Origin of the sequence: Kitasatospora sp. NPDC056731 (assembly GCF_040687675.1) — a bacterium.
GTDB lineage: Bacteria > Actinomycetota > Actinomycetes > Streptomycetales > Streptomycetaceae > Kitasatospora.
Genome location: NZ_JBFBNR010000041.1, coordinates 36,136 through 50,844 on the forward strand (window position 1 = coordinate 36,136; position 14,709 = coordinate 50,844).

At 71.0% G+C, this 14,709-nt stretch carries 14 protein-coding genes; 6 read left to right on the forward strand and 8 right to left on the reverse strand.

The annotated features are described in order from the left end of the window. The first annotated feature begins 101 nt into the window (after positions 1-101). Complete coding sequence (locus AB0R04_RS30870) at positions 102-2,093, forward strand: ABC transporter ATP-binding protein (protein ID WP_363376925.1); 1,992 nt, start codon at positions 102-104, stop codon at positions 2,091-2,093. Between the two features lie 138 nt (positions 2,094-2,231). On the opposite strand, the gene AB0R04_RS30875 is transcribed toward AB0R04_RS30870, so the two are convergent. Then, entirely contained in the window at positions 2,232-3,257 is a 1,026-nt protein-coding gene (locus AB0R04_RS30875; RefSeq protein ID WP_363376926.1) for a cupin domain-containing protein, read from the reverse strand. 39 nt (positions 3,258-3,296) lie between these two features. Then, a complete protein-coding gene (locus AB0R04_RS30880) occupies positions 3,297-4,343 on the reverse strand; it encodes a cytochrome P450 (protein WP_363376928.1) in 1,047 nt (348 codons plus the stop codon). A gap of 507 nt (positions 4,344-4,850) precedes the next feature. Between AB0R04_RS30880 and AB0R04_RS30885 the strand changes: the two genes are divergently transcribed. Then, positions 4,851-5,321, forward strand: a complete 471-nt coding sequence (locus AB0R04_RS30885; RefSeq protein ID WP_363376930.1) for a DUF5990 family protein — start codon at positions 4,851-4,853, stop codon at positions 5,319-5,321. 73 nt (positions 5,322-5,394) lie between these two features. Here the strand turns inward: AB0R04_RS30885 and AB0R04_RS30890 are convergent, their stop codons facing one another. Continuing rightward, a complete protein-coding gene (locus tag AB0R04_RS30890; RefSeq protein ID WP_363376931.1) occupies positions 5,395-7,680 on the reverse strand; it encodes a M9 family metallopeptidase in 2,286 nt (761 codons plus the stop codon). A 211-nt stretch (positions 7,681-7,891) separates the two neighbouring features. Then, positions 7,892-8,944: a tRNA (adenosine(37)-N6)-threonylcarbamoyltransferase complex transferase subunit TsaD gene (tsaD, locus tag AB0R04_RS30895; protein ID WP_363376967.1), complete on the reverse strand. Its 1,053-nt coding sequence runs from the start codon at positions 8,942-8,944 to the stop codon at positions 7,892-7,894. 175 nt (positions 8,945-9,119) lie between these two features. On the opposite strand from tsaD, the gene AB0R04_RS30900 reads away from it, so the two are divergent. Continuing rightward, a complete protein-coding gene (locus AB0R04_RS30900) occupies positions 9,120-9,722 on the forward strand; it encodes a superoxide dismutase (RefSeq protein ID WP_063346520.1) in 603 nt (200 codons plus the stop codon). Between the two features lie 53 nt (positions 9,723-9,775). On the opposite strand, the gene AB0R04_RS30905 is transcribed toward AB0R04_RS30900, so the two are convergent. The 4 genes from AB0R04_RS30905 to AB0R04_RS30920 form a co-directional block, all read right to left on the reverse strand. Beyond that, complete coding sequence (locus AB0R04_RS30905) at positions 9,776-10,936, reverse strand: XRE family transcriptional regulator (RefSeq protein WP_363376934.1); 1,161 nt, start codon at positions 10,934-10,936, stop codon at positions 9,776-9,778. Positions 10,937-10,944: 8 nt separating this feature from the next. After that, the gene (locus tag AB0R04_RS30910; protein WP_363376935.1) at positions 10,945-11,169 is read right to left on the reverse strand and encodes a hypothetical protein; all 225 of its coding nucleotides are present in this window, start codon (positions 11,167-11,169) and stop codon (positions 10,945-10,947) included. A gap of 187 nt (positions 11,170-11,356) precedes the next feature. After that, complete coding sequence (locus AB0R04_RS30915) at positions 11,357-12,547, reverse strand: methyltransferase domain-containing protein (RefSeq protein ID WP_363376937.1); 1,191 nt, start codon at positions 12,545-12,547, stop codon at positions 11,357-11,359. Continuing rightward, positions 12,544-12,717, reverse strand: coding sequence for a hypothetical protein (locus tag AB0R04_RS30920; protein WP_363376938.1), 174 nt, complete (start codon positions 12,715-12,717; stop codon positions 12,544-12,546). The genes AB0R04_RS30915 and AB0R04_RS30920 overlap by 4 nt, the downstream gene beginning before the upstream one ends. A 327-nt stretch (positions 12,718-13,044) precedes the next feature. Between AB0R04_RS30920 and AB0R04_RS30925 the strand changes: the two genes are divergently transcribed. Genes AB0R04_RS30925 through AB0R04_RS30935 form a run of 3 tightly spaced genes read left to right on the forward strand, consistent with a single transcriptional unit; the run spans position 13,045 to position 14,700 of the window. Further along, positions 13,045-13,347, forward strand: coding sequence for a helix-turn-helix domain-containing protein (locus tag AB0R04_RS30925; protein ID WP_363376940.1), 303 nt, complete (start codon positions 13,045-13,047; stop codon positions 13,345-13,347). Between the two features lie 14 nt (positions 13,348-13,361). After that, the gene (locus tag AB0R04_RS30930; protein ID WP_363376942.1) at positions 13,362-14,096 is read left to right on the forward strand and encodes a transcriptional regulator; all 735 of its coding nucleotides are present in this window, start codon (positions 13,362-13,364) and stop codon (positions 14,094-14,096) included. A gap of 13 nt (positions 14,097-14,109) precedes the next feature. Further along, positions 14,110-14,700 carry an HD domain-containing protein gene (locus AB0R04_RS30935; protein ID WP_363376944.1) on the forward strand — a complete coding sequence of 197 codons (591 nt, stop codon included), beginning with the start codon at positions 14,110-14,112 and terminating at the stop codon, positions 14,698-14,700. Positions 14,701-14,709 lie beyond the last annotated feature (9 nt).

The window sequence follows — 14,709 nt, forward strand, 5'->3', positions numbered from 1 at the left end:
CGGCACCGCTGCCGACCCCACACGCCCACTCGGCGGTGAGGGCTGCCCGCGCGCGGATCCGCTGCGGCCACCGGCCGCCGTACCAGGGAGCAGGGAGCACTGTGTCCGAGCAGATCGTGAAACCCGAGAAGCCCCACACCCCGCCCGACCACACCCCGCCCGACCGCACCCCGCCCGACCACGACCAGGACCAGCACGACCAGGATCAGGATCGGCACGACGAGGAACTGCGCCTGCGCTTCCCCGGCGACCGCCGCGCCGAGGCCGGCGCGTCGATGTCGGCGAACGCGATGCTGCGCCGCCTCCCGCACCTGGTGCGCCGCGCGCTGGCGCTGGCGTGGGCGGCGGACCGGACGTCCACCGTGCTGCTGCTGGTGTGCCAGGCGCTGGCGGGCGTGTTTGGGGCGTTGGCGCTGTACGCGACGACCGGCGCCCTGGGCGCGCTGCTGGTGGCGGGCCCGGTGGGGGAGCACCTGCGGACCGCCGCGCCGTCGCTGCTCCTGCTGACCGTCTCGGCCGCGCTGCGCGCGGTGCTGGGGATCGCGGTGGTGGGGCTGTCCGGCCGGGTGTCGCCGAGGGTCACCCGGGAGGCGGAGCTGGCGCTGATCGCCGCCGGGTGCGCGGCCGAGCTGCGGGCGTACGACGAGCCCGCGTACAACGAGCAGTGGGAGGCGGCCGATCGGGGTGCCTCGACCACGCCGGACCTGCTCTCCAACGCCCAGGACGTGATCGCCTCGACGGTCTCGCTGGCGGCTGCGGCGGGTGTCCTGGCGACGCTCCACCCGTGGCTGGTGCCGCTGCTGCTGCTGGGTTCGGTCCCGACCGGGGTGGCGGCCGTCCGGACGGCCCGGATCCACTACCTGGCGGCGGTGGCCACCAACGAGGACCGTGGCGCGCTGCGCGTCTACCGCTGGTTCCTGATCGACAAGACCCGCGCGGACCAGGTCCGTTCGGACCAGGTCACGCCGTTCCTGATGGCCAAGTACCGCCGCGCCGAGGAGAAGATCGTCGAGGCGACGGACCGGGCGACCAGGGAGGCGGCGAAGGTCTCCCTGCTGGCCTCGCTGGGCACGGGGGCGGGCAGCGCGCTGGTCTGGGGCACGCTGCTGTACCTGGTGGCGAGCGGCCGGATCGACCTGGCGGCGGCGGGTACGGCGACGTTCGCGCTGCGGACGGCCTCGTCCGGGTTGCAGGGCCTGGTCGGCAACGGCGCCCGGCTGTACCGGATGGGCCTGTACCTGGACGACTACTTCACCTTCCTGGACGAGGCCGGCGGCCACCGGATCCGGCGCGGCGGGATCGTGCCGGACGCGCCGCAACTGGTGGAGGTCGCGGACCTCGGGCACGCCTACCCCGGCGAGCAGCAGGAGCCGGCGCTGTGCGGGGTCAGCATGACGCTGCGGGCCGGGGAGGTGGTGGCGGTGATCGGGCAGAACGGCAGCGGCAAGTCGACGCTGCTGAAGCTGCTGTCCGGCCTCTACCTGCCGCAGTCCGGCCGGATCTGCTGGGACGGCGTGCCGGTGGAGGAACTGGACGCGGACGGTATGTGGTCGCGGGTGGCCCGGGTGCCGCAGGAGTTCGCGCGCTGGCCGCTGGGGGCGGCCGAGAACGTCCACCTGGGGCACCTCACCGAGCAGGTGATGGCGGACGTGGAGCGGGCGGCCGCGCGGACGGGCTTCGACGAGATCGTGGCCCGGCTGCGGTCGGGCTGGCGCACGCTGCTGGCCCAGGGCTGGTGGGGCGGCGCCGAGTTGTCGGGCGGCGGCTGGCAGCGGGCGGCGGTGGCCCGGGCGCTGTACCGGACGGTGCGCAGCCCGGGGCTGCTGATCCTGGACGAGCCGACCTCGGACCTGGACCCGCGCGCCGAGCACCGCATCCTGCACGCGCTGCGCGCCCTCGCCCCGGGGCGGATCACGCTGCTGGTGACGCACAACATCGCCAACGCGGCGGTGGCGGACCGGGTGATCGTGATGGACCGGGGCCGGATCGTGCAGACCGGCACCTGGGCGGAGCTGGCGGCGCGCCCGGACGGGCTGTTCCGTGAGCTGCTGGACCTCCAGCGTGACCGGACGGTCCCGGCGCAGCGGGTCTGACGTCTTCGGCCGTCGAGGGCCGGTGCTGACCGTCCTCCGTACCGTCGTCGTCACGGCGGTACGGAGGACGGGCGGCGCCCGCCGGACGCGGTGTGTGTCTTTGACGGCCCTGCGCCGGTGGGCCAGCGCGTCGGTGCGTCAGTGCGCGGTGCGTGCCGCGTCGCGCAGCCTGCGCCAGGTGCGGCTGACGGACGCCAGCCCGGCCCGCCCGGCGGCGGTCCCGCCGCCTTCCCAGGTCCGGGCCGCCTCGGCGAACGTCTCCGCGCGCTCCGCGTTCTCCGCCGCCGTCTCCGCCCGTGCCGCCCGTGCCTGCGCGGCCCGGGCGGCGAGCCGCAGGTCCTCCGGTTCGATCGTGTCGAGCCTCGTCCGGACGTGGTCGAGCAGCGCGGCGCAGGAGTCGTCGATCGCGGCCTCGCCCAGCGGGCGCGCCGGGAGGTCCAGCCCGTCCGTCAACCGCTGCTCCAGGGCGGCCCGCAGGTCCGGCACGGAGACGTCGCGGATCGTCAGGGAGAGGTGGGCGGAGAGGCCGGCGGCGCCGACCGCGCGGTGCGCGAAGCCGCGCGGGACGTAGAGCACGCTGCCGGGTTCGAGGACGCTGTGCAGGAGCCGCGGGGAGTGCTCGTCGTCGGGGAGTTCTCCCGGCGTCCAATCCGCCGCGGTCGGCGCGTCGTGGACGTACCAGGTCTTGTGTCCGGCTGCCTGGAGGACAAACACGTCGGCGTCGTCACGGTGCACCGCGAGACCCTGGCCGCCGGCGGGCGTGACGAAGAAGAACGCCTCCACGCGCCGGTCGAGCTCTTCGGACAGTCGCGCCACGAGCTCGCCCGTCGGGCGGTGCCACTGGTCGACGCAGCGCAGCAGCAGCGTCGCCCCGACGCCCAGGAGCGCGAGGACCTTCGCGCGGTCGGCGAAGCCGTGGTACGTGATGCCGTTGACCGTGCGTGACGTGGTGTAGGCCTCGGGCGGGACGGTCACCTTGGTGGAGCGGACCATCTCCAGGTAGGGGGTGCGCAGCAGCCCGGTGTCGAAGGCGGCGTCCAACGCGTCCAGGTCGAACGGCGAGGCGAGTTTCTCCGGCGTGAAGACGGCGGGCTTGCGTTGCCACTGGTGGCCGGTGAAGCTGCGGACGTCGCCGACCCAGTCGGCCAGCGTGGGCGATTCCATGGTGTGTCCCGTGGTGTCAGGGTGTCCGGGGCTCGCGGGTCAGACCCTGGCCGCGGCGTCGAACCGTACGGAGAGCAGGGAACGCAGGGGGACGTGCGTCTCCTGCTGCGGGCCGCGAATGGCGAGCCGGTGGTCGAAGGCGACGTTCAGCAGGCGTTCGGCCAGGGGTACGACCAGGTGCTTGGCCCAGCAGCGGGCCCCGTCGAAGCCGAACGGCATGAACCCGGGCGTCTTCTCCGGGTCCGCCACCCCGGCCCACCGTTCGGGCCGGAACTCCAGCGGGTCGGGCCAGTGCTCCGGGTGGCGGTGCATCAGGAGCGGGAAGAGCGCGACGCGGTCCTCGGGGCGGATCTCGGGGTGCAGTCCGGTGTAGGCGTGGCCGTCGTTGCGGAACAGCATCCACGCGGGCGGGAGCAGCCGCAGGGTCTCCCACAGGACCTCGGTGAGATCGGCGCGGGCGTCCTCCCGCTCCCGGTCCGGCCCCATCAGCCACAGGGCGTTGCCGGCCAGTGCGGCCACCCCGTCGCAGAGGGTGGCCGTCGACCGCCGGTACAGCGCGATGGCCTGCCTCCGCTCCCGGGTGTCGGAGGAGTCGCGGATCTGCCCGGCCAGCGCGGTGCTCCTACCCTCGGCGGCGGATCCCGGCCAGACGGTGACGGCGCGGTCGACGATCCGGGAGAGCCGGTCGGAGCGGGTGACGCCGCGTTTGGACAGGAGGGAGACCGGCAGCGGGTCGGACGCGAAGAGCCATCGGCGCAGGTAGGAGGTGGCCGCGTAGGGCCAGGCGCCGGACAGCCCGCGTGCCGGGGGCGGCGGGGCCTTGATGCCCGCCATGACGTCCTGACCCAGTGCGCGGATCGTCCGGGTCGCGTTGTCGTGGTGGATGTCCGCTCCCGCGGCGGGCTTGTAGACCGAGCGCTCCGCCGACCGCACGGGGCGCGCCGCGACGATTTCGGCCATCAGCTCGCTGTCGGAGACGCCGACCGTGCGGGCGTCGATCCGGAATACCTTTTCTTCCCTGGTCAGCAGGTCCTGGATCTTCGGGGCGTAAACAATGGAATGGCTGCGCCCGGCTGTCGGCGCCATTTCTTCCATGAGAATCCCGCCTCCAATGAAATGGCGATGGAATGGATTCCCCCGGCGGGCGGAGAACTCCGGGCAGGCGGGAGAACTCCGGGCAGGTGAAAGGGTGGGGCGCTCTGCAGCGCCGGCGGGGGCCGCGGCCCGGCCGTGGCTCGGCCACGGCCCCCGTTGGTGACAATACGTCAGATGACGTGCGCGATCCACGAGTGGTCGGCGAGGTCCTCGTCACGCTTGAACTTCTTCACGATAGCCTTGATCATCTTCATGGGTACTCTCCATTCCCGGGATGGCAGGCACGGTGGAGCAAGGATGCCCGCGGATTGGCGGAAATTCGGTATTCCGATCGGAACCCCGAACCGACTTTCATCTAACTCCGGACCTTAACCGAAAGCTAGGGCTCCTGACACTCTTTTGACAAAGGATGACCTCCTCGCCGGTCCGGATTGTGCGGCGCATTAGATGGCCGATCGTTATAACTTCCCGAGGCGTGCGGTGGGGGACCATATCGGTATGGAGCTGAGGATTGAGGCCACCGACCTGCCGGGGCGTGAGTGTGCCGCCGCGCCGGGTTTCCCGGGCTACCGGGACCTGTACGTCGCCGTCCAACGCCGGGGCCGCCCGGCCGAGTTGCTCGGCCCGGTCCCGGGTGACGCGCCGCGCGCCCGCTGGTCGCTGGAGTGCGAGGCGAGGCCGGCACCCGGAGGTGCGGACCTCACCGGCGGAGTGGACCTCACCGGCCGGTACGTGCAGGGCGGTCCCGGCGCCCGGTTCGTCTACCTGAACTGGGTGACCAGGAACGGTGACGGCTGGGCGCTGTTCCGCCGGGCCAAGCTGCTGCTGGCGGCGGTCGACCGGGAGGTCGTCGAGGCGGCGGTGGAGCGCGGCGTCCTGGTGGCCCGGCTGCGCCTGACGGATGCCAAGGGCCGTCCGCTGTGCGCCGCCGTCCGCCCGCCCGTGGTGAGCTGGTCGGCGGAGGGCTGAGTGCGAGGGGCCCGAACGCGCGAGGAGGGCCCCGCCGCACGCGGGGCCCTCCTCGATGTTCGGTATGCGCAGGTCAGTTGTACGTCGTGGTGACGCTCACGCCGCCGAAGCCCTGCTGGGCGTAGAGGCTGAAGTACACCCAGCCGGACGGCGGGTTGGTGATGGTGAGGGTCTCGCCGTTGCCGGCGTTGGTGGACTTGGCCAGGTTCGACCCGGTGGTGGCCCACGCACCCCCGTTGTAGTAGAGGTCGGCGTTGCCGGTGCCGCCGCTGGTGGTGATGGTCAGCTGCTTCACGCCGGCGGGCAGGTTGAGGAAGTTGTAGCTGTAGTTGCCGGTGGTGGCGGCGACGCCGTCGCGGCGGCAGTTCTTGTCGTACTGCCGGGTGTCGCCGGCGGCGCAGAGCGGGGCCTGGCTGGTGGGCAGGCTGCCGCAGTTGTCGGCGCCGCAGGCCTTGAGCCAGGTGGCGAAGTCGGCGTCGTAGCGGGTGCCGATGGTGGTCTTGAGCAGGGTGCGGGCGCCGTTCCAGTCGCCGACGCGGTACTTGGCGAGGAGCGCGTCGACGTCCTGCGGGTGCGACTGGAGCATGTAGCGCACGGCCAGGTAGCCCCAGTTGTAGACCTTGGTGGAGTCGGAGTTGTCGTAGGTGTTGTCGAAGAGGGTGCTCAGCGCGTAGGTGCCCTTGCCGGCCTGGGCGACGGCGGCGTCGTAGTGGACGCCCCGGTAGCTGTACGAGATGTACTCGGCGAGGCCCTCGACCCACCAGACGGTCGGGGTGGTCATGCCGGCGTTGAAGTCGCCGTAGAAGTCGTAGCGGCCGTCGAGGTAGTGGGTGTACTCGTGGTTGAGGTTCCAGATCTGGAAGGCGGGGCGCAGCCAGTCGGCCTCGTGCGCGATGAAGCGGGCCTGGTTGCCGGCCTTGGCCGGGTCGCCCTCCTCGTACATGCCGCCGTTGTCGACGGCGATGTCGTACATCTTCCAGGCGTAGAGGCTGTAGTCGTAGTAGTCGTCGAAGACGACGACCTCAAGGCTGGTGTTGTTGTCGTTGGCGACCGGGCCGTTGTCCTTGACCACCTGGTGGAAGAACTGGTCCTCGTTGATCAGGCTGGTGCAGGTGTCGGCGAGCTGCTGCGCGGTCATGTCCTGGGCGCGGATGCGCAGGTTGGCGTTGCAGGTGTGGTCGACGGTGAGCACGAGCGGGACGAGCCGGGCGGCCAGGTCGCAGGTGCCGTAGTAGGCGCAGTTGCCGGTGTCCTTCTTCTCCGCGAACCAGACCAGGTTCATGGTGAGCGGGGCGGTGGCGCCGACCAGCGGGTAGCGGTTGACCAGGTCCTTGACGATCGGCCGGCCCTGGGCCCTGGTGGCGTCGTTGGCGACCAGGTTGCCGATCTGGATGCCGATCGAGGTGACCACGTCGGAGCCGTTCAGCTGGGAGCTGTTGCGGGTGACGAAGGACGCCATGGTGGTGGCGAAGGAGGGGTCGGCCTGGAGGGCCACGGTGAAGGCGGGGAGGTCGAAGCCGCGCTCGATGACGGTCTTGGTGTTGGCGACGGCGGTGGCCATCGAGCCGGTCCAGGCGCCGGTGTAGTCGGCGAGCAGGCGCTTGACGACGCCGGTGTAGCGGGCGTTCTCCTGGGCGCTGTCGATCAGGGTGACGGCCTCGGCGAGGGTCGCGCCGTTGGCCTCGGTGACGTCCTTGCTGTGTGGGGCGGCGAAGAGGCCGTCGAGGGCGCCGCGGATGGCGGTCTGCAGGGTGGCGCCGTACGGGCCGACCACGTCCGGGTTGTACCACTGCACGTAGTAGCCGGCGCGCAGGAACAGGACGAGCTGGCCGGCGGAGGTGGAGTCGTCGCCGGGGTAGGTGGCGGAGGCGTCCCGCAGGGCGTTGGCGACGGTGGCCATCTGGGCCTCGTTGAACGCGGCCTTGGCGTCGTTGCCGGTCAGGGTGAACAGCGTGTTGACGCAGTCGAGGCCGGCGGCCTTGACCCGCTGGACGAGCGCGGCCCCGGTGTTGCCGGTGAAGGCGGAGACGTCGCAGGCGGGGGCGGCCGCGAGCTGCTTGGTGGCCTTGTCGGCCTTGGCGTCGACGCCGGCCCCGGTGGTGCTGGCCGCCGTCGGGGCGGTCGCCTTGGCCTGCTCGTCGGCGGCCAGCGGGCGGGCGTCCTTCGGGGTGTCGGGGGACTTGGGCACGGGCACGGAGTGCGGTGCGGCCGCCTTGCCGGTGGGGGTGGTCGAGGCGTGGGCCGCAGGGGCGTCGGCGGCGTGGGCCTGGGGTGCGAAGAGACCGAGTGCGAGGAAGAAGGCGACGCCGAGCGCAGGGACTCTGCGCGCGCCGGCCTTCGCTATCCGGGAGGGACGCATCTGTGGGGGCCTCCGGGGCCGTTGAGGGTTGCCGTGTGATTGGGGGCACACGGTTCCTGATGTGTGACATGTAAAATGTCACACCTGTTGCGGCCGGGGGAAGGCTTGGGAACGGATTCGCGTCGGGCGAGATCGAACCGTTGTCAGGTCGGCGCGCCGCGTCGGGCCGGCGCACCCCGTCAGGTCGGCCCGACGGCGGATCAACCCGCCGTCAGGCCACGGCAGTCCGTGCCAACGGCGTCAACGCCGCGAACTCCAGCGGCGCCGACGGATCCACCGACAGCTCCGCCGGAGCCGGCTCGGCGCCGGAGCGGACCAGCAGATCGCCGATCGCCGCCACCATCGCCCCGTTGTCCGTACAGAGCCTCAGCGGCGGCACCCGCAGCGCGATCCCGGCCGCCGCGCAGCGCTCCTCGGCCAGCGACCGCACCCGGGAGTTCGCCGCGACCCCGCCGACCACCACCAGGGTGCCGATCCCGTGATCGGTGCAGGCCCGCACCGCCTTGCGGGTCAGCACGTCGGCGATCGCCTCCTGCAACCCGGCCGCCGCGTCCGGGACGTACGGGTCCGAGCCGCCCGAGCGCTGCGCCTCCACCCAGCGGGCGGCGGCCGTCTTGAGCCCGGAGAACGAGAACGCGTACGGGTCGTCCCGCGGTCCGGTCAGCGGCCGCGGCAGGCGGACGGCCGTCGGGTCGCCGTCCCGGGCCGCCCGGTCGATCGCCGGCCCGCCGGGGTAGGGGAGGCCGAGGATCCGGGCGACCTTGTCGAAGCACTCGCCGGCCGCGTCGTCCAGGGTGTCGCCGAGGTGGACGATCGGATCGCGGGCGAGGTCGCGCACCAGCAGCAGCGAGGTGTGCCCGCCCGAGACGATCAGCACCACGCAGGGGTTCGGCAGCGGCCCGCCGTCCAGCGTCGCGGCGGCGACGTGCCCGGCCAGGTGGTGCACCCCGTACAGCGGGACGCCGAGCGAGAACGCGTAGCCCTTGGCCGCGGCGACCCCGACCTGGAGCGCCCCGGCCAGCCCCGGACCGGTCGTCACCGCGACGGCGCCGATGTCAGCGAGCGTCAGCCCGGCCCGCGCCAGCGCCTCGCCGACCACCGGCGCCATCGCGTGGACGTGCGCCCGGGCGGCGATCTCCGGCACCACCCCGCCGAAGCGGGCGTGCTCGTCCATCGACGACGCCACCGCCTGCCCGAGCAGTACGCCGTCCCGGACCAGACCCGCGCCGGTCTCGTCGCAGGAGGACTCGATCCCCAGCACCACCGGTGACCCTGTCACAGTCACTCACCCTCATCACTCATTACATGCACTCGCGACCATTGTGCCCGACGAGACGTGAGGAATAAGCAGGAGCCCATGCTTCGTTCCTGCAACTCATACGCAATAGTGTTGTCCCGGCACGATCATCACTGTTCATCGAAAGGGGCTGTGTCCCAGCATGGGCACCTACTCGCTTCCCGACCTGCCGTACGACTACTCCGCGCTTGAGCGGGCGATGTCCCCCGAGATCCTCGAACTGCACCACTCCAAGCACCACGCCGCCTACGTCAAGGGTGCGAACGACACCCTGGACCAGCTGGCCGAGGCGCGCGACAAGGAGCAGTTCGGCGGCCTGGTCGGCCTGCAGAAGACCTTCGCCTTCCACCTGTCCGGCCACGTGCTGCACTCGCTGTTCTGGGAGAACCTCTCCCCGGAGGGCGGCGACCGCCCCGAGGGCGAGCTGGCCGACGCCATCACCGAGCACTTCGGCAGCTTCGAGGCCTTCCGCAAGCAGCTCACCACCGCCACCACCGGCGTGCAGGGCTCCGGCTGGGGCATCCTCTCCTGGGAGCCCCTCGGCAAGCGCCTGATCGTCGAGCAGGTCTACGACCACCACGGCAACGTCGGCCAGGGCACCACCCCGCTGCTCGCCTTCGACGCCTGGGAGCACGCGTACTACCTGCAGTACCGCAACGTCCGCCCCGACTACGTCGAGAAGCTCTGGGACGTCGTCAACTGGCAGGACGTCTCGTCCCGCTTCGCGGCCGCCAAGACCGTCTGACGCGCTAGGTGAACGGCCCCGGACCGGTCGGGCGGTCCGGGGCCTTCCTTGTGTCAGGAGAGCTGCAACAACGCCTTCCGGTGCCGCCAGGCGAGCCGCAGGAGCGCCGCGCCGGCGGGCTGCATCGGCTCCGCACCGGTGAGGCGATCGACCTGCTCGGCCGTGAACGGGATGCCCGCCGAGCGTCCGGTGGCGTCCTCCAGCCCGACGCGATGGCCCTCGTCGTTGGTCGAGACGATGCGTCGGAACGTCTCGTCGAACAGGTCGGCGTCGAACACGGCCACGGTCAGCATGTCGGTGACGAAGGTCAGCGGATCCATCCCGAGGCCCAGCCAGAACACCCGCAGGCGGCCGTCCGCGCGCGCCGCGGTGAGCGACTGGTCGAGCGGCCAGGCGGCGTAGTCGATCGGCGCCCTGTCGCTCCCGTAGTCCTCGGTGCCGCCGAGCAACTCCTCGCTCAGCTCCCGCAGGATCGCCCGCCAGAGGTCGAAGTCGTTCCCCTCGTTCCACGGCGCGTCGTGCGAGGCCTGGAACATCCCGACCGGCATCACCTGGAAGAGACCCCCGCCGCTGGCGACCTTCTCGGGATCACGCCAGTGCAGCACGAACTCCGCTTCGCCGGTCCTGCGATCGTGCCGGACGGTCAGCGTGCTGATGGCCGCCATGACCGGCCGGCGTGTGAGATCGGTCGGATCGCCGATGGCAGCGCGGAAGGGCGTGGCGGCCGAGCCCGCCAGGACCGCCGCCGCGTACTCGTGCGCGACGGCCTCACAGATGTTGATCACGTCGAAGTACCGGCCACGGCCGAAGGTCAGCGCCGGATCGCCCGCAGACGTCTCGACATCAAGCAGGCGATAGCAACTTCGGTCCTCGAACAGCTTGGGCTTGGCGAGATCCCGCACCGCGTCGGCGTAGCGACGGTAGGTCGTTCCGTCCTGTTGGCACGGGCGGATGCGGTCGAGCTCCGGCTCACCGCCGTCCAACTCGGCCTCCGGCGCGTCCGGCACCCACCGCAGCCGGACGCGCTCCAGCGGCACCGGCTGCTCCGGAATCCAGTGCCGTCGAGCCAGCAACGGAGCCCCCGGGACCAGCCGTTCGGGATCGCTCCCGGCAAGGAGCCGATTGGTCAACTCGAAGCGGTGGTCGTTGAGGAAGCTCCGCACCCATCGCCAGTGCTCCCGACTGTCGGACGGGCCCGGTTGGTCGTCTGCCACGGTTCACCCTAACGTCGCAGCTCGTTCGTCGAGCGGACGGCGAGATGGCGGGCATGGCCGCCACCGAGCTCAGCGGCCGCGTCGCCCAGCGACTTCGTCATCTGGCGGATCGCTGCGACCTCGCCCCGGCCGACCTTCACCTTCGCATCAGTCTTCAGCCGTGTCCGCCGCAGGATGGCGTCTGGATCAGGCAGGCCCAACGCCGCAAGCGCGTACGCGCTGGAGGCGGCCACGAATCCCCGGCGATCCACCACGTCCCTCCGGCTCAGCTCGACAGCTGATCCACGGTAACGCCAATTCCACTCTCTACATGCCCAGTTGTCCGGTTGTTGACCACCTGGAACATCTGATCGGATTCAGGCAAGCAGCCCCGGACCGGCGATCCGGGGCCGTGCCGAATGCGACGGGCGATCCATTCCCCTACGGCAGGGGCCACGCATTCGTCGGGTCGTCCAGCCAGGCCTGATGGCCGCCGGGGCCGATGGTGAGACCGAGGCGGCTCGGACCGGGGCGGTCGTTGTCCAGCCACCAGCGGTGGGCGGTCTCGACTTCGTCCCACAGACGGCGCGGGCCGTGCTGCCACACCGTGTACCGCTCGGTGTTCTCGGTGCCGTCCCAGTCGACGGCGGCCCAGGAGCCGCCGTCGGTCGTGGCCACCCAGAGACGGGTCTCGACGTCGTCGAGAGCGGGGTCGTGGTGCCAGGCGTACCAGAGGTCTCCGAGGCGGTGCCCGAGGGCGAACTGGGTCTCGAACTCCGAGTCGGCGACGGCCCAGGGGTCGAGCGTGGTCGTGGACTCGTCCGGAACGTGCTCGTCCATGACGACGTCCCGGAAGAGGCGGAGATCGCGGCGCTGGTTGCGCATCAGCATGAAGGCGCTGTCGGCGGTGTAGCGGCCGGTGGCAGTTCCGTCGTCGCCCACGGTGAGGCGGAGCAGGCCGCCGTGGCTCCAGTCGTCGCACCAGGGGGTGAGGATGACGCCGCCGGGATTGGTCTGTTCGATCCAGGCGTACGGAACCCGTCTCACCGAACAGGTGGCCACCACGCGGTCGAACGGCGCTTCGCCGCTCCAGCCGAGGCTTCCGTCGCCACAGACGACGGCGGGTGCGTAGCCGTTGGCCTTGAGGTTGGACCGGGCGAGTTCGGCCACGGTGGGGTCGATGTCGATCGTGGTCACGTTGGTGTCGCCCAGCCGGTGGGAGAGGAGTGCGGCGTTGAACCCGGTGCCCGCGCCGATCTCCAGGACCCGCATTCCCGTTGCGAGGCCGAGGAGTTCGAGCATCTGGAAGACGATCGACGGAGCGGAGGCCGAGGACGATGGCGAGGCGTCGGTCAGATCGTCCGGCTCCTGCCCGTCGTTGATCTGCGTCACCACAGGTTCGTCCGCGTACGCGGCGGCGAACCAGCGATCGGGCTCGTGCCCGCGATCGCAGGGCACGAGAACATCGTCGGCGCCGCTCAGCCAGACGCGGTCGGGGAGGAAACGGTGGCGCGGCGTCGCTTCGGCGGCCTCGCGCCAGTCGGGGGCCAGATCGCGGCCGAGGTGCCGGGAGACGGCTTGGAGCAGGCCGCGCACGCCGGCCCGCTCCAAGTCCTGCTGGTGAGTTGTCACTTGCTCTTGTCGCCGTCCTTGCCGTGCTTGCCGCCAGCCTTTCGCGACTGGTGATCCTGATTCTGCGGGGCCGTGTTGAAGTCCTTGTCGCCCGCGTGCTTGCCCTGCCCGCCGTCGTTGCCCCCGCTGCCGCCCCCGGAGCTTCCGTCCTTGCCGGTTCCCCATCCCATGGGTGCCTCCTACCCGTCCTGTTCGCGATGATTATCGTGTGGAGCGCTTGCCCAGGTGCACGGACGTGACAGCGACCAACTGACGTGCCCCGGGCCGATAGGCTCCTTGATGAGAGCGGGACCGCCGTCGCAGGGAGCGAGACCCGCCGACGGGTCTCCGACCGCTCTCGGTCGGGGACGCCTACGACGTTAGGGTCCCGGAGTCGGAACCTGAAGTGACCACGAGTACAGGTACGTTGGCACGAACTCCCGAAGTGGGGGGCTCTCATGCAGTCAAGCCCGCATCAGTCCCTGACTGTCAGTCAGGGAAGGCCTCGGCGCCCACGCGTGGGCATCATCTCCGGGTACGTCTTTCGGGTGATACGAGAACAGTGCGGGGCCACCCAGGACGATTTCGCCGAGCGGTTGGCCGTGTCGACCGACACGATCGCCGGATGGGAGAGTGGTCGGCGCCCGCTCACGGCCGTACCCGTCGGGCAGATGCTCACCTACCGCCATCGGCTGATGCAGATGGGCACAGCGCCCGCACTCCTCCAAACACTGGAGCGATGCTTCGAGGCGGACATCCTGCTCGCCGGCATCGTTGAGGAGAAGTCGCCGGCTGTCGGGAGCCCCTCGGGGCGATGGTGATACGGCGCGACCTCGTGGAGATTCTCATGTGGCCGCTCAGCGGTGCAGCGCCGAAGGCCGTTCGCGACCTCCCGGCGCCGCCGCGTCCACGAAAGGGCCCAGCGCCGGCCGGACCGGAACTCCTCGCCCCCGACCGCACCCGGTTCTACACGCACCTGCGGCGCGCGGCCGAGGAAGCGCGTGGAACGGACCAGTTCCTCGCCCGCCGCCAAGCGCTGTACCTGGCCGGATACGACGAACAGGGTGACACGCGGGAGTGGCTCGCCCACCAGCAGCGATCCGAGCGGCCGAACGACTGGCTGAGCCACTGGCTCAACTCCCGTTCCGTCGCCATGGTCTCCGCCCGCCACGGTGACCGGGATCGGATGAGCCACTTCATCGAAACGGCCCTCGCCGATGAGGCGGGCGCGATGGCGAACCTCAACTACTGGGCGTATTGGGTCGGCGAGGCCCCGTACCTCGAACTCTCCGACGACTTCATCGCTGCCCGGTCGCCGGGCCCGTGGCCCGGCGACAAGCTCCTCGCGCACCTCGTTCAGGGTCTCGGCCCGCAGTGCGGGTACGCCGAGTTGAACATCCACAGTGTGTGGTCACTGCTCCAGGTCCGGCCGGATCTGCTGCGCTCCGGAACTGCGGCCCGCGCCCTGCGAGAACGGCTCCCGGTGCTGTTGGATGGTCGGGAGCTGTCGCGGCGCGGGCGACGCGAACTCGACAGCATCCGCTACGCGATCCGCCTTGTCGAGGCGTGAGAGGAGCCAGACAGTGACAGACGACCTGACGCCGGTGGCCAGGTTCCTGTTCGAAGCCGGGACGCTCAAGCAGACCAAGCGCACGGGCTGGTGGATGGCCGGCGTCCGCGATCCCGAGTCGGTCGCCGAACACTCCTGGCGAACCGCGTTGATCGCTTCGATCATTGCCAAGCTCGAAGGCGCGGACCCGGCGCAGGCCGCCTTCCTCGCGGTCTGGCACGACTCCCAGGAGACGCGCACCGGGGACGTCAACCATCTGGGGAAGAAGTACGCGCCCGGCGCCGACCCGGCGGCGGTGACGGCCGACCAGGTCGGCGGCATGCCGGAGATTCTCGCCTCGACCATCCGGGATCTCGTCGCGGAGTACGAAGCGAAGGACTCTCCGGAGGCGGTCTGTGCGCGGGATGCCGACAAGCTGGAGTGCCTGATCCAGGGCGTCGAGTACAAGGCGCAGGGCTATGCGAACGTTCAGCGCTGGATCGACAACAGCCGCGGCCGTCTCACCACGACGACCGCCAACGCACTCGCCGACGCCGTCCTGGCAACCGACTCCCTCGACTGGCTCCGTGCTGCCCTCGGGGAACTCGGGGAGAAGCCGAGCTGACGCGGGTCG

Coding starts and splice junctions, on each gene's coding strand:
- AB0R04_RS30880 (WP_363376928.1), bottom strand. CDS start 4,343: ATGGCGCCGACAGCCGGGCGCAGCCATTCCATTGTTTACGCCCCGAAG.
- AB0R04_RS30890 (WP_363376931.1), bottom strand. CDS start 7,680: ATGCGTCCCTCCCGGATAGCGAAGGCCGGCGCGCGCAGAGTCCCTGCG.
- AB0R04_RS30875 (WP_363376926.1), bottom strand. CDS start 3,257: ATGGAATCGCCCACGCTGGCCGACTGGGTCGGCGACGTCCGCAGCTTC.
- AB0R04_RS30885 (WP_363376930.1), top strand. CDS start 4,851: ATGGAGCTGAGGATTGAGGCCACCGACCTGCCGGGGCGTGAGTGTGCC.
- AB0R04_RS30920 (WP_363376938.1), bottom strand. CDS start 12,717: ATGGGATGGGGAACCGGCAAGGACGGAAGCTCCGGGGGCGGCAGCGGG.
- AB0R04_RS30900 (WP_063346520.1), top strand. CDS start 9,120: ATGGGCACCTACTCGCTTCCCGACCTGCCGTACGACTACTCCGCGCTT.